Below are 17510 nucleotides of genomic sequence, written 5' to 3'. Positions count from 1 at the left end.
GCCCAAAGTTGACCGGGCTCACCCCCGCCACGGTCTGCAGCGCCTGCTGCACGTTGGTGATCTGCCGGGATTCCATTTGCTCACGCGTGACCACGCTGACGGACTGCGGCGTTTCCAGCCGCCGCATGGGCGCCTTGCTGGCCGTCTGCGCTTCGACGGGCGCAAAGCCCATGTCTTTTTCGGTGCTGGCGTTGATGCGGACTTCCTGGAGCTGGGGGGCGGCGGCAGCCGGGTCGGCGGGCGGCGCGTCGGCCTGCTGCGCCATGGCGGCTTGGGCGAGGCACAGGGACAGAGCCATGGGCGTGAGTGCAAACAGGCGGTGCTGTCGCGTCAACGACGAGGGCGCGTGGGCAGACGGCAACGAGCGCGAGGTGCGCGCGGAGCGCAGGGGCTGAGGAGACATGGAAATCCCAGAAAAGGGTGAGCAAGAAGCGCGAAAGGCGCTGGCTCACGTGGCAATTCGGGGACGTTGGCTGGCGGCAAGACGGGGATTTTAATGCGAATAATTCTTGTTTGTCTCTCTGGCGCTAGTCGGGGGCACTTCTGCGCTTCCTATCCCACTCCTGGTACTCCAACGGCCGAATCCCAAACCGCACCGCATTCCCCGCATGCAGCGCGCCAAACTCGGCCAGCGCCAACTGCACAAAATGGTCGCGGTCAGCTATCGGAACGGAAGCGGGCATCCTGCTTTTCACCGCATCCTCCGTAGGCGCCTCCCCCTGCCGCACGATGGCTGCAATCACCTCCGCCAGCGCCTGCCGGTGCCGCAGCCGAAAAATATCCGGCGGCACCAGGTTCTGCTTCACCGCCACGTACTGCTGGCAAGACCGCTCATACGCCCAGACGAACACATCGCGCAGCAGATCCACGCGGTTGAGTTCGTACACGCCCAGCATGCCATCCACATACGCTTGCTGCGGCACGTCGATGAACGACAGCGGGCACAGGTTGTGGCGAATGAACGGGATGTTGGCGGCCAAGCGCGAGACGCGCTTGTTCACGTCCTCGAACGGCTGCAGGTAGGGCAGGTGCACCATCAGGAAGAAGGCTTGCTCGAACGGATCGGTGATCTCGGCGGCCATCTGCGTGACGATGCCGAAGAGTTCTTCAAGCCGCTGGGGCAGGGCGATGGGCTGGTAGACGCTGCCGCCGATCTCCACGGCGCGGCGGCGGATGCGGCCGACGGCGGTGGGATCGGCCATCAGGCCGTCGGACAGGAAGGCGTGGAGCGCGATCAGCGTGTCGGTGCGCACTTGCGCGTGTTCAGGCTGGAGCACCAGGTATTCGATGGCCTGCTTGTGGTTCAGGATCATCTGGGTTTCCAACGCGTTTTTGCCTTCGGCGGCCTGGCCGAATTCGATCAGGCGCTCGGTGTCGAGGCGGCTGTAGGTGTTGCCTTCAAGGTGGGACGAGGCCCAGGACAGGTCGATCAGCAGGCGGTTGAGGATGTCTTTGGCGAAGGTGCCTGCAGGGGTTTGATCGGCGGGGGAGCGGCCCAGAGCGTGCAACTGCTCTCGCAGTGCGGGCGGCAGGTAGGCCGTGTGGTTGGGGTGGTATTGCGACAGAAATTCCAGCTGGTAGCCCACCGGTTTGCGCAAGTGGCGCGGCTGGGAGATGGCGGCACGGATGGCTGCGCCTTCTGCGGAGGTGGGGACGTAGTCAGCGGCGGAGGGGACGGCAGTCGTCCACGCTGCGGGCGGCGTGGATTCAGCAGGCGACGCCTGCGGGTGGCTTGGATTGCTGGGGTGATAGCGGGTGGCTCGCCCCTCGCCGCGCACCGTGATGCGCCCTTGCTCTGCCAGCCGTGCCAGGCGGCGCTGCAGGGTGCGGCGCTCATGCGTGCCGCCGAGCTGTTGCAGGAGAGCGTCGCTGCCCACCCCGGCGGTGCCGGCTTTGTGAATCAACGCTGCGAGCTGGTCCAGTTCCTGGGCAAGGGTGGTGCGGGGCATGGCGGGGTTTGTGGTGGCGCAAGCTCAAATCGCGACAGAATTTTGTCGCGAAAGCAGTTTACGCGACAAAATTCTGTCGCGAAATAAATTTGCGCGTCATGACGTAGCGCCGCCCGCTGCCAATCCTGCCGTTTTCGTTTCGTCCGTTCGGGACAGGTTTTGATTGGTGCTATTGAAAATGTAGCTGCTTGCGCATGTGGGGTAAGCTCTACAGCCTGTTTTTATCCAGATCTCCGCCCTGTGCAGCCCCATCCCCGTTTTCGGCACTCCCCACTCCCCCATACCCCGGGTACTCCGCACCCGCCGTATTCATCGCCGCACTCTCCTGCCGCTCCCGCGCCATCTGCTCCGCAAACTGGTTGCGCCCTTCTCGCGCCACGGCGATGAACTTGGCGCGGTCCTTGTGGTGCGGGTACATGCGGTCGGCCAGGGCGATGTTGTGGGTGCGAAAACGCTGGGTGATGGCGGTGGCTTGCGCTGGGGGTAGGCCCATCAGCTCCAGCACGGTGTGGGCGCTTTGCAGGCTGGACTCGAACAGTTCGCGCTGCACCAGCGTCACGCCCAGGTCGCGCAGCTTGTTCCAGTGCGTCACATCGCGCGCGCGCGCCACGATCTGCAGCTCGGGGAAGTGCTCGCGCGCGAGCTTGGCGATCTTGAGGGACTGCTCCGCATCGTCCACGGCGATGACGAGGATGCGTGCGTGCTCGGCACCTGCAATGCGCAGCAGGTCCAGCCGCGTGGCGTCGCCGTAGAACACGCGGTAGCCGAAGGTGCGGGCCACTTCGAGCATCTCCACGCTGTGGTCCAGCACGGTGGTGGGGATGCCCTGGGCCAGCAGCACGCGCGAGACGATCTGCCCGTAGCGGCCGAAGCCCGCGATGATGATGGGTGCCTTCTGGGGTTCGGAGATTTCTTCGGCCTGGGGCTTGGCGGTCTTGAGCTGGGCATAGCGGCGCAGCAGCACACGGTCCATCACCACGAGCAGCAGCGGGCTGATCAGCATCGACAGCGCGACGGCGCCGATGAGGAGCGAGGCAGTCTCGGCCGGGAACACGCTGGCGCCCGCTGCAGCCTGGAACACCACGAACGCGAACTCGCCGCCCTGGGCGAGGAGCAGCGTGAACACGGGGCGCTCCTGGTAGGGGATGTCCACGAGCTTGGCCAGGGTGTAGATGACGATGGCCTTGGCTGCGAGAAAGCCCACCAGGATGGCGGCCATCAGCCCAGGCGAACGCAGGATCACGCCAAAGTCGATGCTCATGCCCACGGCGATGAAGAACAGGCCGAGCAGCAGGCCCTTGAACGGCTCGATGTCGGCCTCCAGTTCGCGCCGGTATTCGCTGTCGGCCAGCAGCACACCGGCGAGGAAGGCACCCAGCGCCATCGACAGGCCCACGAGCACCATCAGGTAGGCGATGCCTACCACCAGCAGCAGCGCGGCGGCGGTGAAGATCTCGGGCGTGCGGCTCTTGGCAATCCAGCGCAGCACGGGGCGCAGCAGCAGGCGTCCGCCCAGGATGATGGCGGCGATCACGCCCACGATCTTGAGCACCTCCAGGGCCATGTCGGCGGGTGTGTGGCCCGCACCGTCGCCCGCGGCGGCGCCCAGCACGGGCAGCAGTGCCAGGATGGGGATGGCCGCGACGTCCTGGAACAGCAGGATGGAAAAACCCGCCTGGCCGCTCTGCGTGCGCATGAGGTTGCGCTCGGCGAGCACCTGCAGGGCAATGGCGGTGGACGACAGCGCCAGGCCCAACGCCCCCACCAGGCTCACGCGCCAGGGCAGGCCCGCCAGCGCGCCCAGCGCAAACAACGCGGCCGCGCAGCCCAGCACCTGGGCCGTGCCCGTGCCGAAGATGGGGCGGCGCAGCGCCCACAGGCGGCTCGGTTGCAGCTCCAGTCCCACGAGGAACAGCATCAGCACCACGCCGAACTCTGCAAAGTGCAGGATGTCCTGCACGTTGCTCACCAGGCCGAGTCCCCAGGGTCCGATGGCAATGCCCGCCGCCAGGTAGCCAATGATGGCCCCCAGGCCCAGCGCCTTGGCAATGGGCACAGCCAGCACGGCCGCGGTGAGGTACAGGAAACCGTAGGTGAGCCAGGTGGGGGCGTGTTCCATGGAGTGGGTGTTTGGTGGCGTTGGGAGGGAAGGGCGTTGCAGGAAAGCAGGCTGGGGCGGGCGTGTGGGATTCTGGCATCGGTGCGGCGATGCCGCAGGGCAGGGGCGTCAGGCTTCTCGATTACTTCAATATTGATAGCTATCAGCGCTTGTTGTACAAGCGCTGGAGGCCATTTTTACCTGGATCATGGCAGCGAGGCGAGGGCGTTGTTAAGATGCTCGCCCTTCGTTGCACACGGGCTTGGTGATTCATGGATTTGCAGACTTGGCTGGCTTTTTTCGCGGCGTCGTGCCTGATTGCGGTATCGCCGGGCTCGGGCGCAGTTCTGTCGATGAGCCATGGCCTGTCGTTCGGTGTGCGCAAGACCGGCGCCACCATCCTGGGCCTGCAGCTGGGTTTGCTGCTGATCCTGCTGATCGCCGGGGCAGGCGTGGGCTCGCTGCTGCTGGCCTCGGAGGTAGCGTTCAGCATCGTCAAGGTGATGGGCGCCTGCTATCTGATCTATGTGGGCTTCACGCAGTGGCGTTCCGGGGACCAATCCCCCGTGCAGGGCGACGACACAGAAGCCGCCGGGACCTGGCAAAAGCGCTGCCTCACGGGCTTCTTGACCAACGCGACCAATCCCAAGGGCATCATCTTCATGGTGGCCGTGCTGCCCCAGTTCATGACCGACACCCGCCCGCTGTGGACGCAGCTTCTGGTGATGGCCGCCACCACGGTGACGGTGGACGTGGTGGTGATGCATGGCTACGCTTTCGGGGCCAGCGCCTTGCGCCGCCTGATGCGCAGCGCCCGGGCCGTGCGCACGCAAAACCGCGTGTTTGGCGGCTTGCTGATGGCGGTGGGCGCGGGGCTGTTCTTCGTCAAGCGCGGCGGGCAGCACGCTTGACCGGATGAGGGATTTTGCTTCTTTTTTGGTAGCTGCCGGCGCTTGATCTGTAGGCGCTGGGGGCTTGTTTGGCCTGGGTTTTCATGGACGTTCTGAATCCAAGGAGGTTGTCATGCCAGTAGTCGTTGTCGCCAACCCGAAGGGCGGCGTGGGCAAGTCCACGCTGTCCACCAACATCGCCGGCTACTTTGCAAGCCAGGGGCATCCGGTGATCCTGGGCGACACAGACCGGCAGGAATCCGCCAAGCTGTGGCTCGGCCTGCGCCCGGCCGCTGCCCGCCCCATCGGCTTGTGGGAAGGCATCAGTTCGGACGTGATCAGCCGCCCGCCCAAGGGCACCACGCACGCGGTGCTCGACACCCCCGCCGGCCTGCACGGCTGGCGCCTGAACGACGTGCTCAAGCTGGCCGACAAGATCGTCGTGCCGCTGCAGCCCAGCGTGTTCGACATCTTCGCCACCCGCAGCTTCCTGGACCAGCTGGCCGAGCACCGCCACGCGGCGGGCGTGCCCGTGGGCATTGTCGGCATGCGGGTGGATGCCCGGACCAAGGCGGCCGAGCAGTTGCACCACTTCGTCGACAGCCTGGGCTTCCCCGTGCTGGGCTATTTGCGCGACACGCAGAACTACATCCACCTGGCGGCGCACGGTCTCACGCTGTTCGACGTGGCGCCCGGCCGCGTCGCGCGCGACCTGGAGCAGTGGCAGGACATTTGCGCATGGTTCTAAGCGGCAGACTGCAGACGTGGCCCTGTCCCGCGCCCGACAAGGCACCAAAGGGCGCGGCGCTACATTGGGGCCATGAAAACCTTTCGCTCCTACTCCGAAATCAGCGCCAGCGTGGGCCAGGAAGTGGCCGTGACCGACTGGATCACCATCACGCAGGAACAGGTCAACCTGTTTGCCGAGGCCACGGGCGACCACCAGTGGATCCATGTGGACCCCGAGCGTGCCAAGGCCGGCCCGTTCGGAGCACCCATTGCACATGGGTTTCTCACACTGTCGCTGATACCGCAGTTCTTCGAGAAGGGGTTGGCCATCGAAGGCTCGCGCATGGGCGTGAACTATGGGCTCAACAAGGTGCGCTTCACGGCGCCCGTGCCGGTGGGCAGCCGCTTGCGCGCGCGCCTCACGCTGCAGGCAGCCGAACCGGTGGCGCCCGACGGCATCCAGATGACCTGGCTCGTGACCGTGGAGCGCGAGGGCAGCGACAAGCCGGTGTGCGTGGCCGAATCCCTGGCCCGCAACTTCGGCACAAAACCCTGACATCCCCCTGTGGCGCTTCGCGCCTCGGTACCGCCGCCAAAGGCAGCGGCTCTTCGGGCACGTCCAAGCCTGCGCAGGCGCGCCTTGAAAGGCCAGCCACTGGAGGCGCCGGCACGTTGGCCACGCTCTGCTTGGAACAAGAGGCCTGACCATGGACCGCCTGCAAGCCATGAAGGTTTTCGAGCGTGTGGTGGAAGAGGGCGGCTTTGCCGCCGCTGCCCGCGCCATGGACATGTCGCCCCCCGTGGTCACCCGCATGGTGGCGGAACTGGAGCAGCACCTCGGCACGCGGCTGCTGCAGCGCACCACGCGCAAGCTCGCGCTCACCGACGCGGGTGACGCCTACCTGCAGCGCGTGCGCAACATCCTGCACGAGATCGACGACGCCGAGGCCGCTGCCGCCGCCAACACGCGCGACCTGCGCGGGACGATCCGCATCGTGGCCGCGCCCGTGCTGGCCACGAACTTCCTGGCACCCATGGTGGCCTTGTGGCACGCCAGCTTTCCCAAGCTGATGCTGGACATCAGCATCGACGCCTTTGCCAGCGCGCGCGTGGACGAATTTGACGTGACCATCATGGTGGCGGGCGAGGACTTTGATGCCAACATCGTGGCGCGCCCGCTGCTGCAGGGCGAGGCCATCGTCGTGGCATCGCCTGCCTACCTGGAGCGCAGGGGCATTCCGCGCGAACCGCAAGACCTGATGCTCCACGACCATCTGCGGGATTCCGGCATGGCAGCGCGTTCGCAGATGGGGCCGGGCCGCAAGCTGCGCCTGCAGTCCCTCAGCGGCGATCTGCCGGTACAGGAAGTGGATGTGCCCACTGTGCTGCAGTCCGTCAGCACCGAACTGTTGCTGCGGGCGGCGGTGGACGGCGCCGGGGTGGCGGTCACATCGCGCCTGCTGGCCGAGGAGCACCTGGCCCGGGGCGAATTGGTGCACATCCTGCCCGGGTGGATCTTTTCGCGCTACACCATCTATGCCGCGCTGCCATCGGGCCGCATGCTGCCTGCGCGCACCAAGGTGTTCCTGGATTTTCTCAGCAAGCACGTGTCCCTGGCTGTGGCGCAACAGCGCGGCCAGGTCAGATAGCCACCAAGATAGCAGCCCCGCCGCGGCCCCCGCGAGATCGTGAACCGGCGCTTAGCCCAACTGGGCAAAGCCGCTGATGATCGTGCCTTCGGGCTCCACCGTGACCTTGCCGTCAGGCATCGCAAAGCTGTTCTGGCGCCATGCCTCGAAGACGGTGACCGCGACGGCGTTGGACAGGTTCAGGCTGCGCTGGCCCGCCACCATGGGCAGGCGCAGGCGCTGGGCAGGGGGAAAGCTCTCTCGCAGCTCGGGCGGCAGGCCACGGGTTTCCGCGCCAAACACCAGCCAGTCGCCAGGAAAAAATGCGTTGGAGTGCACGGCTTGCTCGCCATGCGTGGTCATCGCGAACATGCGCGCGGGGTCGGGCTGGGCGTCGCGCAGGAACGCCGTCCATCCGGCATGCACCTGCACGGAGGCGTATTCATGGTAGTCCAGCCCCGCGCGGCGCATCTGCCGGTCTTCAAGCGAGAACCCCAGGGGTTCGATGAGATGGAGCGTGCACCCGGTGTTGGCCGCCAGGCGAATCACATTCCCGGTGTTGGGCGGGATCTCGGGCTCGACGAGGACGATATGGAACATGGGCTCGATTGTCATCGCTCGGGATGTGAGTTGAGCAACCGCTCGTAATCAAAAGTATCCCGTCAGTACGGCTTGGGCCCTAATCCAGCCCGGTGCACGCCAGGACGGCCGCGGTGACGTGGGCAGCACCGGCCGCGCGCAGCGCCTCGGCGGCGGCCTGCAGCGTGGCGCCCGTGGTCATCACGTCATCGACCAGCATCACCCGCTTGCCGGCCACGGCCCCGGCCCGAGCCGGCTCCACCGCAAACGCACCCCGCAGGTTGCGCAGCCGCTCGGCCCGGGGCAGGCCGCTTTGCGCTTCGGTCGCGTGCAGGCGCAGCAGGGTGGCGTTGTCGGCTTTGGGGCCCGCCAGGCGACGCGCCAGCAGTGCCGCCTGATTGAATCCGCGCTCGCGCAGCCGCTCGGAAGACAGGGGGACGGGCAGCACGCAGTCGGCGGCTTCCAGGGCCGCGGTCATCCCGGGGATGTCGCGCAGCAGGGAGGCCAGCGCCCCGGCCCAGCCTGGATCGCCACGAAATTTGAACTCTGCCAACGCCTCGGCCCAGGGGTAGGCGTAGTCGACCGCTGCCAGGCAACCATCGAGCAGCGGCGGTGCGCGAAGGCAGGCCCCACAAACCGCCACGCCCGGCGGCACCCGCAACGCGCAGCGCCCGCACCGGTGCGCGGGCTGCGCGAACCGCGCGGCGCACGCGTTGCAAACGCGCCGCGCGGGCCACGCGTGGCAAAACGCACACTGGCTGGGCAGGGCGTCACCCCAGCTGCGAAGTCGGCGTGAAACCCCTGTGAGCCCGGAAAAAAGCATGGGTCAATATACTCGCGCGTCCTCCGTCCCACGCACATGCCACCGTCTTCACACGCCGCCGAGCGGCCGCCCACCATTGACCCCATTGCCGCGGCACGCTGGCATGCAGCCGCTCCGGCGGTCTCGCCCTGGCTGCACGAGGAGGTCGCCCGCCGCATGGAAGAGCGCTTGCAGTGGATACGCCAGGCACCCGAATCGTGGTGCCATTGGGACGCCCTGCGTGGCGGGTTGCAAGGCCACGCGCTGGTTAGCGCCCGCTATCCCCAGGCTCGATGCCAGATTTATGAGACCTCGCCGCATTGCGCGGCAGTGACCGAGCAAGCCCTGGCCAAGCCGTGGTGGAGCCCCGCCCGATGGTCCGCGGCCCATCCGCAGTGGGGTGCGCCGGCCGATGCCAGCGTGAAGATGCTGTGGTCCAACATGGCGCTGCACACAGCCGCCGACCCCCTCGACCTGATGGCGCAATGGCATCGTGCGCTGGCCGTCGACGGATACCTGATGTTCTCCTGTCTGGGCCCGGACACCCTGCGCGAGCTGCACGCCCTCTACGCTGCGTTGGGCTACCCGCCTGCGGGGCATGCGTTGACCGACATGCACGACTGGGGAGACATGCTGGTGCAGGCCGGTTTTGCCGAGCCCGTGATGGACATGGAGCGCATCACGCTCACGTTTGCCACGCCGGAGCGCCTGGTGCAAGAGCTGCGCGAGCTCGGTTGCAACCTTCATCCTGATCGCTTTCCCTCATTGCGCGGGCGGCGCTGGCGCGAGAAGCTCCATCAGTCGATGTCCGAGCGCTTGGCAGATCCGCAGCACGGCGGCCAACTGGCGCTGACTTTCGAGGTCATCTACGGTCATGCCTTCAAGCCAACACCCCGCGTGCGTGTGAGCTCGAGCAGCGCCGTTTCGCTGGCGGACATGCGCACCATGCTGCGCAACGGCACCCCGAACTCGAACGGTTCTAAGGGGTAGCCCGGAGGCTTCCGTGTCAATGATGTAGCGCAAGGCAGGCTACAATTCTTGGTGATAGAGAGAGATTTCGGGCATCTTCCTGCGCAATCGGCCTGCTGGGTCGCCTCGACCCCAAGAGCACGGCTGCACCTCAGTGAGTAGTCTTGTGAGCACTTTCCGGTGATGGGCTTGGTTTTTCGTTTCGCCACAGTATCGGGCCAGCGCGTTGATTGGCGCCTTGCTCGCCATTGCGCGGTGACCCCGATGCAGTTGGGCGGGATGTACCTGTTCCTGTGCACGGCGTCTCTCACGGCGGCCACCTGGTTCTGGACGCTCGGGTTTCCTCAGGCCATGCTGGTGGCATGGCTCGAAATCATGGTTTTGGGCATTGCACTTGCCATCTATGGCCGCCATGCGGCCGATGGCGAGAGGATTTCGCTGCAGGGTTCGCGCCTTGTGGTGGAGTTGGAAACCGCAGGCAGACTGCAGCGCGCCGAGTTTGACCGGAGCCGGGTTCGTGTGGAGCCCAAGACCGGCGACCGCTCGCTGATCATGCTGTCTGCGCAGGGCCGGACGGTCGAAGTGGGGCGCTATATGCGCCCCGAACTTCGAGCGGCCCTGGCATCGGAGATCCGGATGGCCTTGCGCGCAGCCTGACCCCACGCAGGCGCGCGAAAGGGATTGGTTAAATTGAGGCTTAGAAGTAAGTGAGAACTATGAAGAGCATTTCCAACAAGCTGGCTTCTCTGCTGTTGATGGCCGGTGTATGGGTGGGCGGCGCGGCCCATGCCGTTCAGGACCTGCCTGGCGGCCCCGCTGTCAACCAGTTGAACCTGGCCCCGCCGGTCACCAAGATCGCGGAGCAGCAGCATTTCCTGCATTGGATGATGCTCATCATCTGCACGGTCATCTTTGTGGCGGTGTTCTCTGTCATGTTCTATTCGATTTGGAAGCATCGCCGTTCCAAGGGCGCCAAGTCGGCCAATTTCCATGAGTCCGTCACGGTGGAAGTCGTCTGGACCGTGATCCCCTTCATCATCGTGATCCTCATGGCTCTGCCTGCCACCAAGGTGCTGGTGGCGCAAAAGGACACCACCAATGCCGACCTCACCATCAAGACCACGGGCTACCAGTGGAAGTGGGGCTATGACTACATTGCCGGCGAAGGCGAAGGCCTGGCGTTCATCTCGACGCTGGACAGCAGCCACCGCGTGATGTCCGACAGCGGCAACGTGGCGGAGGCTCCCGCCGACTACCTGCTCAAGGTGGACAACCCGATGGTGGTGCCGGTGGGCAAGAAGATCCGCATCATCACCACGGCCAACGACGTGATCCACGCCTTCATGGTGCCGGCCTTCGGCATCAAGCAGGACGCGATCCCCGGCTTCGTGCGCGACACCTGGTTCCGCGCCGAAAAGGTGGGCGATTACTACGGCCAGTGCGCCGAGCTGTGCGGCAAGGAGCACGCCTACATGCCGATCCATGTGAAGGTCGTCTCCGCCGAGGATTACACCGCCTGGGTGGCCGACCAGAAGAAGAAGGCCGCTGCCAAGCTGGACGACCCGTCCAAGGTGTGGGCGCTGGACGACCTGGCCAAGCGTGGCGAGAAGGTCTATGCCGCCAACTGCGCAGCCTGCCACCAGGCCAACGGCAAGGGCGCGGGCCCGATCAAGCCGCTGGACGGTTCTGCCATCGTGCTCGACGCTGACCATGCCAAGCAGATCCAGGTGGTGCTCAAGGGTGCCGCCAACGGCGCCATGCCTGCCTGGGCGCAGTTGAGCGACACCGACATCGCCGCCGTGGTCACCTACACCAAGAATTCCTGGTCCAACAAGACGGGTCAGCTGGTGCAGCCGGCTGAAATCGTGGCCCAGCGTGGCAAGTAATCATCGCCCAACGTATTGAGGAATCGAACATGAGCGCAGTTCTGGACAACCACGGTCACGCGGGCGACCACGCACACGACGGCCACGACCATCACCACGGTCCCACCGGCTGGCGCCGCTGGGTGTATGCCACCAACCACAAGGACATCGGTACGCTGTACCTGCTGTTCGCGTTCACCATGCTGATGGTCGGCGGCGTGTTGGCGCTGCTGATCCGCGCCGAGCTGTTCCAGCCGGGCCTGCAGCTGGTGAACCCCGAGCTGTTCAACCAGCTCACCACCATGCACGGCCTGATCATGGTGTTCGGCGCCATCATGCCCGCCTTCGTGGGCTTTGCGAACTGGATGATCCCGCTGCAGATCGGTGCATCCGACATGGCCTTCGCCCGGATGAACAACTTCAGCTTCTGGCTGATGATCCCCGCGGCCATCATGCTCGTGGCGTCGTTCTTCATGCCCGGTGGCGCACCCGCCGCCGGCTGGACGCTGTATGCGCCGCTGACGCTGCAGATGGGCCCGTCCATGGATGCCGGCATCTTCGCGATGCACATCCTGGGTGCCTCGTCCATCATGGGCTCGATCAACATCATCGTGACCATCCTGAACATGCGCGCGCCCGGCATGACGCTGATGAAGATGCCCATGTTCGCCTGGACCTGGCTTATCACCGCCTACCTGCTGATCGCCGTGATGCCCGTTCTGGCAGGCGCCATCACCATGACGCTGACGGACCGCCACTTCGGCACCAGCTTCTTCAACCCCGCTGGCGGCGGCGACCCCGTGATGTACCAGCACATCTTCTGGTTCTTCGGTCACCCCGAGGTGTACATCATGATCTTGCCGGCCTTCGGCATCATCAGCCAGATCGTGCCCGCGTTCGCGCGCAAGAAGCTGTTCGGCTATGCCTCCATGGTGTACGCCACCTCGTCCATCGCCATCCTGTCGTTCATCGTGTGGGCTCACCACATGTTCACGACCGGCATGCCCGTCACCGGCCAGCTGTTCTTCATGTACGCCACCATGCTGATCTCGGTGCCCACGGCCGTGAAGATCTTCAACTGGATCGCCACCATGTGGCGCGGCTCCATGACCTTCGAGACCCCCATGCTGTTCGCCGTGGGTTTCATCTTCGTGTTCACCATGGGCGGTTTCACTGGCCTGATTCTGGCCATGGCGCCCATCGACATCCAACTGCAGGACACCTACTACGTGGTGGCCCACTTCCACTACGTGCTGGTGGCGGGCTCGCTGTTCTCCATGTTTGCCGGCGTGTACTACTGGCTGCCCAAGTGGACCGGCGTGATGTATTCGGAAACCCGCGGCCAGATCCACTTCTGGGGCTCGCTGATCACGTTCAACATCACCTTCTTCCCGATGCACTTCCTGGGCCTGGCCGGCATGCCCCGCCGCTATGCCGACTACCCGATGCAGTTCGCTGACTTCAACGCGATTGCCTCCGTGGGCGCGCTGGGCTTTGGCCTGATGCAGGTGTACTTCTTCCTGGCGGTGATCGTGCCCGCCATGCGCGGCAACGGCGTGAAGGCGGCGGCCAAGCCTTGGGATGGTGCAGAAGGGCTGGAATGGGAAGTGCCATCGCCCGCGCCGTTCCACACTTTCGAGAATCCGCCCAAGCTGGACGCCACCGCGACCCGCGTGATCGGCTGAACACCATGCCCATGACACCCGAGCAGAAAAAGAACAACCTGCGGCTGGCGCTGATCCTGGCGTCGATTGCGGTGGTGTTCTTTGTCGGGTTCATGGTCAAGGTGGTCCTGCTTTCCCGCTGATTGCCCTGCCATGAGCCTGCGCCGCGAAAACGCCAAGATGGTCGGCAAGCTGGTCGTGATTGCGGCCGGCATGTTCGCCTTCGGCTACGTGCTGATTCCCATCTACAAGCACATCTGCGAGATGACGGGCATCAACATCCTTTCGCTCTCCGAGCGGCAGGTGCCGGGCAATGGCGTCGCGGGCAAGGACGTGAAGGTGCCTGCCAACACCCAGGTGGACAAGAGCCGGACCATCACGGTCGAGTTCGATGCCAACGCGCGCGGTCCGTGGGATTTCAAGCCTGCCCAGCGTTTGGTGAAAGTGCATCCGGGCGAGTTGACCACGGTGATGTACGAGTTCCAGAACATCCAGAACCGGCGCATGGCGGCACAGGCCATTCCCAGCTATGCGCCGCGGCAGGCTGCAGCGCACTTCAACAAGCTGGAGTGCTTCTGCTTCAACCAGTACACGCTGGAGCCGGGCGAGAAGAAAGAGTGGCCGGTGGCCTTCGTGATCGATCCCCGTATCTCCAAGGATGTGACGACCATCACCTTGTCGTACACGTTTTTCGAAGTGGGCGGTAAGACGCCTCCCGCACCTTCGTCTGCCGCCGTGGTATCGGTCTTGCCTGCGGCACCCATTGGTGCAGGAGCAGGCTCATGAATGCTCCCCGGGAGCAGAAGCCACACGAGCGCAAGGGCTCGCTGCCGCGTACCGTACGGGCGGTGGCCTGGTCGCTGATCGGCCTGCGCAAGGGCAGCGAGTACCAGCAGGATGTTGAGAAGATCAATCCTCTGCACATCATCGCGGTGGGGCTCGCGGCGGTCTTCTTGCTGGTCGTGGGCCTGATCGGGCTGGTGAACTTGATCGTCTGAGTGAATGAGTTTGAGTGTGTTGGTTGGTACGAACAAATACTGAAAACCGAGATTTTGAGAGTCAGGAGCTGAAATGAGTGCATCAACCCACGGCGGAACCCCGTACTACTACGTGCCCGCAGAGTCGCGTCACCCGGTGATGGCGGCGGCCGGTCTGTTCTTTGTGATCCTGGGCGCAGGCCAGTGGATCAATGGCCACGATTGGGGCAAGTATTCGCTGGCTCTTGGCCTGGTGTGGTGGCTGTTCACGCTGTACCAATGGTTTGGCGACGCCGTGCGCGAGAGCGAAGGCGGCCTCTACGGCCACAAGATCGATCTGTCGTACCGCTGGAGCATGAGCTGGTTCATCTTCTCGGAGGTGATGTTCTTCGGTGCGTTCTTCACGGCGCTGTGGTGGGCTCGGGCGCATTCGGTGCCCGCCCTCGGCAGCCTGGACAACGCCATGCTCTGGCCCAACTTCAAGGCCGTGTGGCCGAGCATTGCTGCTGGCGCCACAGCCTCGCCTGCCGGCATCGTGGAACCCTTCCAGACCGTCGGCCCCTTCTGGCTGCCGACCATCAACACGGCCCTGCTGCTGACCTCGGGCGTGACGCTGACCATCGCCCACCATGCCCTGCGTGAAAACCAGCGCGGCAAGACGATCGCGTTCATGTGGGCCACGGTGCTGCTGGGCTTCGTCTTCCTGCTGGTGCAAGGCTACGAGTACTTCCATCTCTACACGGACCTGAACCTCAAGCTCAATTCGGGCGTCTTCGGTTCGACCTTCTTCATGCTGACCGGCTTCCACGGCTTCCACGTGTTCCTGGGCATGCTCATGCTGCTGGTCATCACGCTGCGCCTGCAGAAGGGCCATTTCACCGCCGACAAGCACTTCGGCTTCGAAGGTGCTGCCTGGTACTGGCACTTCGTGGACGTGGTGTGGCTGGGCCTGTATGTGCTGGTGTACTGGATGTAAGCCACAGCAGCGACCTTAAAAAAAGCGCCTCGCGGCGCTTTTTTTATGGGCGGGGCTGGGGCTCGGCGGCTGCGCCGCAGATGCACCGGCCAGATGCTATTTCGAAACGGCCGGCAAGCCGGTGGGCTGGATGTAGCCCAGCTTCCATGCGACCAGAATGCACACGAACAGAACAATGGACAAGCCCACCCGCACCGCAAGCGCCTTGGCCATGTGCCCGCCCTTGGACTTGTCGTTGCGCCCGTTGCGCATCATGAAGAACAAGGCAGATGCCAGACTGGCCACAATGGCGATGAACGCCAGCACGACAAGGTATTTCATGGAGCCCATTATCCTGTGACCACTTCCCCGCGCCGTAACGCCCTGCGTTTCTGGCTCATCACGCTGGCAGCCATTGTGGGCATGCTGGCAACCGGGTCGCTGGGCCGCTGGCAGCTGTCGCGCGCCGCTGAAAAGGAGGCCCTGCAAGCCCTGCGCGATGAGCGGGCTCGCATGCCTGCCATGGATGGCCGCGCCTTGCTGGCAGCAGGTGGGGCGGCGCAGCCGGCAGACGGCGCTGCATCCCTGGCGCATCGCGCCGTCCGGCTGCAGGGCCGGTGGCTGGCTGATCACACGGTGTACCTCGACAACCGGCAGATGCGGGGCCGCCCCGGCTTCTTTGTGCTCACTCCCCTGCAATTGGCGGAGCCAGGCGGTGGCGTGGTGATGGTGCAGCGCGGGTGGGTTGCCCGCAACTTCCAGGACCGCGTGCAGCTGCCCCAGGTACAGACGCCGCAAGACGCGATGGTGCAAGTCCAGGGGGTCGTAGCGCCGCCGCCTTCACGTCTGTACGAGTTCCGGGGCGCCGATAGCGCGCAGGGGTCTTCGCGCATCCGGCAAAATCTCGACCTGGCATCGTTCCGCACCGAGACGGGGCTTGCACTGGCTCCTTTCACGGTGCTTCAGACGGGCGCTGCCAGTGAGGGCTTGTTGCGCGACTGGCCCGTGGTCGGCACCGGCGTCGACAAACACTACGGTTACGCATTCCAATGGTTCGGGCTCTGCGGCCTGATTGCACTTCTCTATGTCTGGTTCCAATTCGTCCGACGGTTCATTCGCCCGCGCAGCCGCCCTGCCGCCTGAAGCCCAGGGGGATCACCCGCTGGGGCTCACGGTGCACACGCTGCCCGAAGCCGCGGGCGCCGTGGCCCAGGCACACCGCACGCGCCATGGGCGCTTGAAGATGCTGGGCGTGCTGCTCATCTGTGCGGCCCCGGTCATCGCATCGTATTTCACGTACTACGTTATCCGTCCCGAGGGCCGGCGCAACTATGGCGAGCTGATCAACCCGCAGCGCACCGTGCCCGATCTGAACGGCACGGCACTCGACGGCAAGGCCGTGCCGCTGGCCTCGCTGAAAGGGCAATGGCTGCTGGTCAGCGTTTCCGGCGGCACCTGCAACGCCGCCTGCCAGAAACATCTGTACCTTCAGCGGCAGTTGCGCGAAAGCGTGGGCAAAGACAAGGACCGCGTGGACTGGGTGTGGCTGGTGGACGACGCCGCCAGCGTGCCTGCGGAGCTCACCCCTGCATTGCAAAAGGCGACGGTGCTGCGCGTGGATGCGGCTGCACTGGCGGGTTGGCTCGCGCCCGCCGAAGGCCAGCAGATCGCCGACCACCTGTATGTCGTGGATCCCATGGGCAACTGGATGATGCGCTTTCCGGCCGCCATGGACGCGAGTGGCGCGGCGAAGGCCAAGCGCGATCTGGAGCGCCTGTTGCGCGCATCCGCCTCATGGGACGAGGCCGGCCGTCCCGGCAAGCCATGATGGAAACCCAGCCGCTCTACGATCTGGCGCCTGTCGCCCGGCTGATGCTGCTGGGCGTGCTGATTGCGCTGGGGCCGCTGGCTTGGGTGGGCTGGCGCAACCGCAACACCTCACACCTGCGGCGCCTGCAGGCACTCACGGTGCTCACCCTGTTCCTGACGTTTGATCTGGTGCTGTTTGGTGCCTTTACCCGCCTGACCGACTCGGGCCTGGGCTGCCCCGATTGGCCCGGGTGCTACGGCAGCGCCAGCCCCGTCGGCGCGCGCACCGAGATCGCGGCGGCCCAGGAGGCCATGCCCACCGGTCCCGTGACCCACGGCAAGGCCTGGGTCGAAATGATCCACCGCTACTTGGCCACGGGGGTGGGCGTGCTCATCATCGTGCTCACGGTATCGGCGTGGGTGCAGCACCGCAAGGCCTTGCGTGGCGGGGGGGAAAGCCCCTCCATCAGTCCGTGGTGGCCCACCTTCACGCTGTTCTGGGTGTGTCTGCAGGGGGCTTTCGGCGCGCTGACGGTGACGATGAAACTCTTCCCTGCCATTGTCACGCTGCACCTCATTGGGGGGCTGGTGCTGCT

General features: G+C 65.1%; 21 protein-coding genes. 15 read left to right on the top strand and 6 right to left on the bottom strand.

The window, feature by feature from the left end; translation table 11 throughout:
• The 3 genes from MRY84_RS13490 to kefC form a co-directional block, all read right to left on the bottom strand.
• The coding region (locus MRY84_RS13490) for a TonB-dependent receptor plug domain-containing protein (RefSeq protein WP_291506230.1) at positions 1-298 on the bottom strand (298 nt) is incomplete at its 3' end.
• A 229-nt stretch (positions 299-527) separates the two neighbouring features.
• Positions 528-1949 (bottom strand): Fic family protein, encoded by a 1422-nt coding sequence (locus tag MRY84_RS13485; protein WP_291506228.1) that lies wholly within the window; start codon positions 1947-1949, stop codon positions 528-530.
• 208 nt (positions 1950-2157) lie between these two features.
• Entirely contained in the window at positions 2158-4068 is a 1911-nt protein-coding gene (gene kefC / locus MRY84_RS13480) for a glutathione-regulated potassium-efflux system protein KefC (RefSeq protein ID WP_291506227.1), read from the bottom strand.
• A 251-nt stretch (positions 4069-4319) separates the two neighbouring features.
• Between kefC and MRY84_RS13475 the strand changes: the two genes are divergently transcribed.
• The 4 genes from MRY84_RS13475 (at position 4320) to MRY84_RS13460 (ending at position 7315) form a co-directional block, all read left to right on the top strand.
• Positions 4320-4958: a LysE family transporter gene (locus MRY84_RS13475; protein WP_291506226.1), complete on the top strand. Its 639-nt coding sequence runs from the start codon at positions 4320-4322 to the stop codon at positions 4956-4958.
• Between the two features lie 112 nt (positions 4959-5070).
• The gene (locus MRY84_RS13470) at positions 5071-5685 is read left to right on the top strand and encodes a ParA family protein (protein ID WP_291506225.1); all 615 of its coding nucleotides are present in this window, start codon (positions 5071-5073) and stop codon (positions 5683-5685) included.
• Between the two features lie 72 nt (positions 5686-5757).
• Complete coding sequence (locus MRY84_RS13465; RefSeq protein WP_291506224.1) at positions 5758-6222, top strand: MaoC family dehydratase; 465 nt, start codon at positions 5758-5760, stop codon at positions 6220-6222.
• Between the two features lie 151 nt (positions 6223-6373).
• Positions 6374-7315 carry a LysR family transcriptional regulator gene (locus MRY84_RS13460; protein WP_291506223.1) on the top strand — a complete coding sequence of 314 codons (942 nt, stop codon included), beginning with the start codon at positions 6374-6376 and terminating at the stop codon, positions 7313-7315.
• 51 nt (positions 7316-7366) lie between these two features.
• Here MRY84_RS13460 and MRY84_RS13455 read toward each other — a convergent pair whose 3' ends face one another.
• Together MRY84_RS13455 and MRY84_RS13450 are read right to left on the bottom strand one after the other, a co-directional pair.
• Positions 7367-7894, bottom strand: a complete 528-nt coding sequence (locus MRY84_RS13455) for a tRNA (cytidine(34)-2'-O)-methyltransferase (protein WP_291506222.1) — start codon at positions 7892-7894, stop codon at positions 7367-7369.
• 79 nt (positions 7895-7973) lie between these two features.
• Positions 7974-8696 carry a ComF family protein gene (locus MRY84_RS13450; RefSeq protein ID WP_291506221.1) on the bottom strand — a complete coding sequence of 241 codons (723 nt, stop codon included), beginning with the start codon at positions 8694-8696 and terminating at the stop codon, positions 7974-7976.
• 36 nt (positions 8697-8732) lie between these two features.
• Here MRY84_RS13450 and MRY84_RS13445 point away from each other — a divergent pair, with 36 nt between their 5' ends.
• The 8 genes from MRY84_RS13445 to MRY84_RS13410 all read left to right on the top strand — a co-directional run bounded on the left by MRY84_RS13445 (position 8733) and on the right by MRY84_RS13410 (position 15126).
• Positions 8733-9665 (top strand): biotin synthase, encoded by a 933-nt coding sequence (locus tag MRY84_RS13445; protein WP_291506220.1) that lies wholly within the window; start codon positions 8733-8735, stop codon positions 9663-9665.
• A gap of 159 nt (positions 9666-9824) precedes the next feature.
• Positions 9825-10301, top strand: coding sequence for a DUF2244 domain-containing protein (locus tag MRY84_RS13440; RefSeq protein WP_291506219.1), 477 nt, complete (start codon positions 9825-9827; stop codon positions 10299-10301).
• A 59-nt stretch (positions 10302-10360) separates the two neighbouring features.
• Positions 10361-11530: a cytochrome c oxidase subunit II gene (gene coxB, locus MRY84_RS13435; protein WP_291506218.1), complete on the top strand. Its 1170-nt coding sequence runs from the start codon at positions 10361-10363 to the stop codon at positions 11528-11530.
• Positions 11531-11559: 29 nt separating this feature from the next.
• On the top strand, positions 11560-13194 hold the full coding sequence (ctaD, locus tag MRY84_RS13430; RefSeq protein ID WP_291506217.1) for a cytochrome c oxidase subunit I: 1635 nt from the start codon (positions 11560-11562) through the stop codon (positions 13192-13194).
• A gap of 11 nt (positions 13195-13205) precedes the next feature.
• Positions 13206-13316, top strand: coding sequence for a cytochrome oxidase small assembly protein (locus MRY84_RS13425; protein ID WP_291506229.1), 111 nt, complete (start codon positions 13206-13208; stop codon positions 13314-13316).
• A gap of 10 nt (positions 13317-13326) precedes the next feature.
• The gene (locus MRY84_RS13420) at positions 13327-13959 is read left to right on the top strand and encodes a cytochrome c oxidase assembly protein (RefSeq protein WP_291506216.1); all 633 of its coding nucleotides are present in this window, start codon (positions 13327-13329) and stop codon (positions 13957-13959) included.
• Entirely contained in the window at positions 13956-14171 is a 216-nt protein-coding gene (locus tag MRY84_RS13415) for a DUF2970 domain-containing protein (protein ID WP_291506215.1), read from the top strand. Before MRY84_RS13420 ends, MRY84_RS13415 begins: the two co-directional genes overlap by 4 nt.
• 73 nt (positions 14172-14244) lie before the next feature.
• Positions 14245-15126: a cytochrome c oxidase subunit 3 gene (locus MRY84_RS13410; protein WP_291506214.1), complete on the top strand. Its 882-nt coding sequence runs from the start codon at positions 14245-14247 to the stop codon at positions 15124-15126.
• Between the two features lie 96 nt (positions 15127-15222).
• On the opposite strand, the gene MRY84_RS13405 is transcribed toward MRY84_RS13410, so the two are convergent.
• Positions 15223-15447 (bottom strand): twin transmembrane helix small protein, encoded by a 225-nt coding sequence (locus tag MRY84_RS13405; RefSeq protein ID WP_291506213.1) that lies wholly within the window; start codon positions 15445-15447, stop codon positions 15223-15225.
• A gap of 15 nt (positions 15448-15462) precedes the next feature.
• Between MRY84_RS13405 and MRY84_RS13400 the strand changes: the two genes are divergently transcribed.
• From MRY84_RS13400 to MRY84_RS13390, 3 genes are all read left to right on the top strand, one after another.
• Positions 15463-16248, top strand: coding sequence for an SURF1 family protein (locus tag MRY84_RS13400; protein WP_291506212.1), 786 nt, complete (start codon positions 15463-15465; stop codon positions 16246-16248).
• Positions 16190-16933, top strand: a complete 744-nt coding sequence (locus MRY84_RS13395; protein WP_291506211.1) for a hypothetical protein — start codon at positions 16190-16192, stop codon at positions 16931-16933. The genes MRY84_RS13400 and MRY84_RS13395 overlap by 59 nt, the downstream gene beginning before the upstream one ends.
• On the top strand, positions 16930-17510 hold a 581-nt coding region (locus tag MRY84_RS13390), incomplete at its 3' end, for a COX15/CtaA family protein (protein ID WP_291506210.1). The genes MRY84_RS13395 and MRY84_RS13390, both read left to right, overlap by 4 nt.

This window comes from Acidovorax sp., from assembly GCF_022763525.1.
Taxonomy (GTDB): Bacteria; Pseudomonadota; Gammaproteobacteria; order Burkholderiales; family Burkholderiaceae_C; genus Acidovorax.
Note: the sequence above shows the minus strand (reverse complement) of the source record. Positions and strands in the feature narration are given on the sequence as shown.

Coding starts and splice junctions, on each gene's coding strand:
- MRY84_RS13485 (WP_291506228.1), bottom strand. CDS start 1,949: ATGCCCCGCACCACCCTTGCCCAGGAACTGGACCAGCTCGCAGCGTTG.
- kefC (WP_291506227.1), bottom strand. CDS start 4,068: ATGGAACACGCCCCCACCTGGCTCACCTACGGTTTCCTGTACCTCACC.
- MRY84_RS13475 (WP_291506226.1), top strand. CDS start 4,320: ATGGATTTGCAGACTTGGCTGGCTTTTTTCGCGGCGTCGTGCCTGATT.
- MRY84_RS13470 (WP_291506225.1), top strand. CDS start 5,071: ATGCCAGTAGTCGTTGTCGCCAACCCGAAGGGCGGCGTGGGCAAGTCC.
- MRY84_RS13465 (WP_291506224.1), top strand. CDS start 5,758: ATGAAAACCTTTCGCTCCTACTCCGAAATCAGCGCCAGCGTGGGCCAG.
- MRY84_RS13460 (WP_291506223.1), top strand. CDS start 6,374: ATGGACCGCCTGCAAGCCATGAAGGTTTTCGAGCGTGTGGTGGAAGAG.
- MRY84_RS13455 (WP_291506222.1), bottom strand. CDS start 7,894: ATGTTCCATATCGTCCTCGTCGAGCCCGAGATCCCGCCCAACACCGGG.
- MRY84_RS13450 (WP_291506221.1), bottom strand. CDS start 8,696: ATGCTTTTTTCCGGGCTCACAGGGGTTTCACGCCGACTTCGCAGCTGG.
- MRY84_RS13445 (WP_291506220.1), top strand. CDS start 8,733: ATGCCACCGTCTTCACACGCCGCCGAGCGGCCGCCCACCATTGACCCC.
- coxB (WP_291506218.1), top strand. CDS start 10,361: ATGAAGAGCATTTCCAACAAGCTGGCTTCTCTGCTGTTGATGGCCGGT.
- ctaD (WP_291506217.1), top strand. CDS start 11,560: ATGAGCGCAGTTCTGGACAACCACGGTCACGCGGGCGACCACGCACAC.
- MRY84_RS13425 (WP_291506229.1), top strand. CDS start 13,206: ATGACACCCGAGCAGAAAAAGAACAACCTGCGGCTGGCGCTGATCCTG.
- MRY84_RS13420 (WP_291506216.1), top strand. CDS start 13,327: ATGAGCCTGCGCCGCGAAAACGCCAAGATGGTCGGCAAGCTGGTCGTG.
- MRY84_RS13415 (WP_291506215.1), top strand. CDS start 13,956: ATGAATGCTCCCCGGGAGCAGAAGCCACACGAGCGCAAGGGCTCGCTG.
- MRY84_RS13410 (WP_291506214.1), top strand. CDS start 14,245: ATGAGTGCATCAACCCACGGCGGAACCCCGTACTACTACGTGCCCGCA.
- MRY84_RS13405 (WP_291506213.1), bottom strand. CDS start 15,447: ATGAAATACCTTGTCGTGCTGGCGTTCATCGCCATTGTGGCCAGTCTG.
- MRY84_RS13395 (WP_291506211.1), top strand. CDS start 16,190: ATGTCTGGTTCCAATTCGTCCGACGGTTCATTCGCCCGCGCAGCCGCC.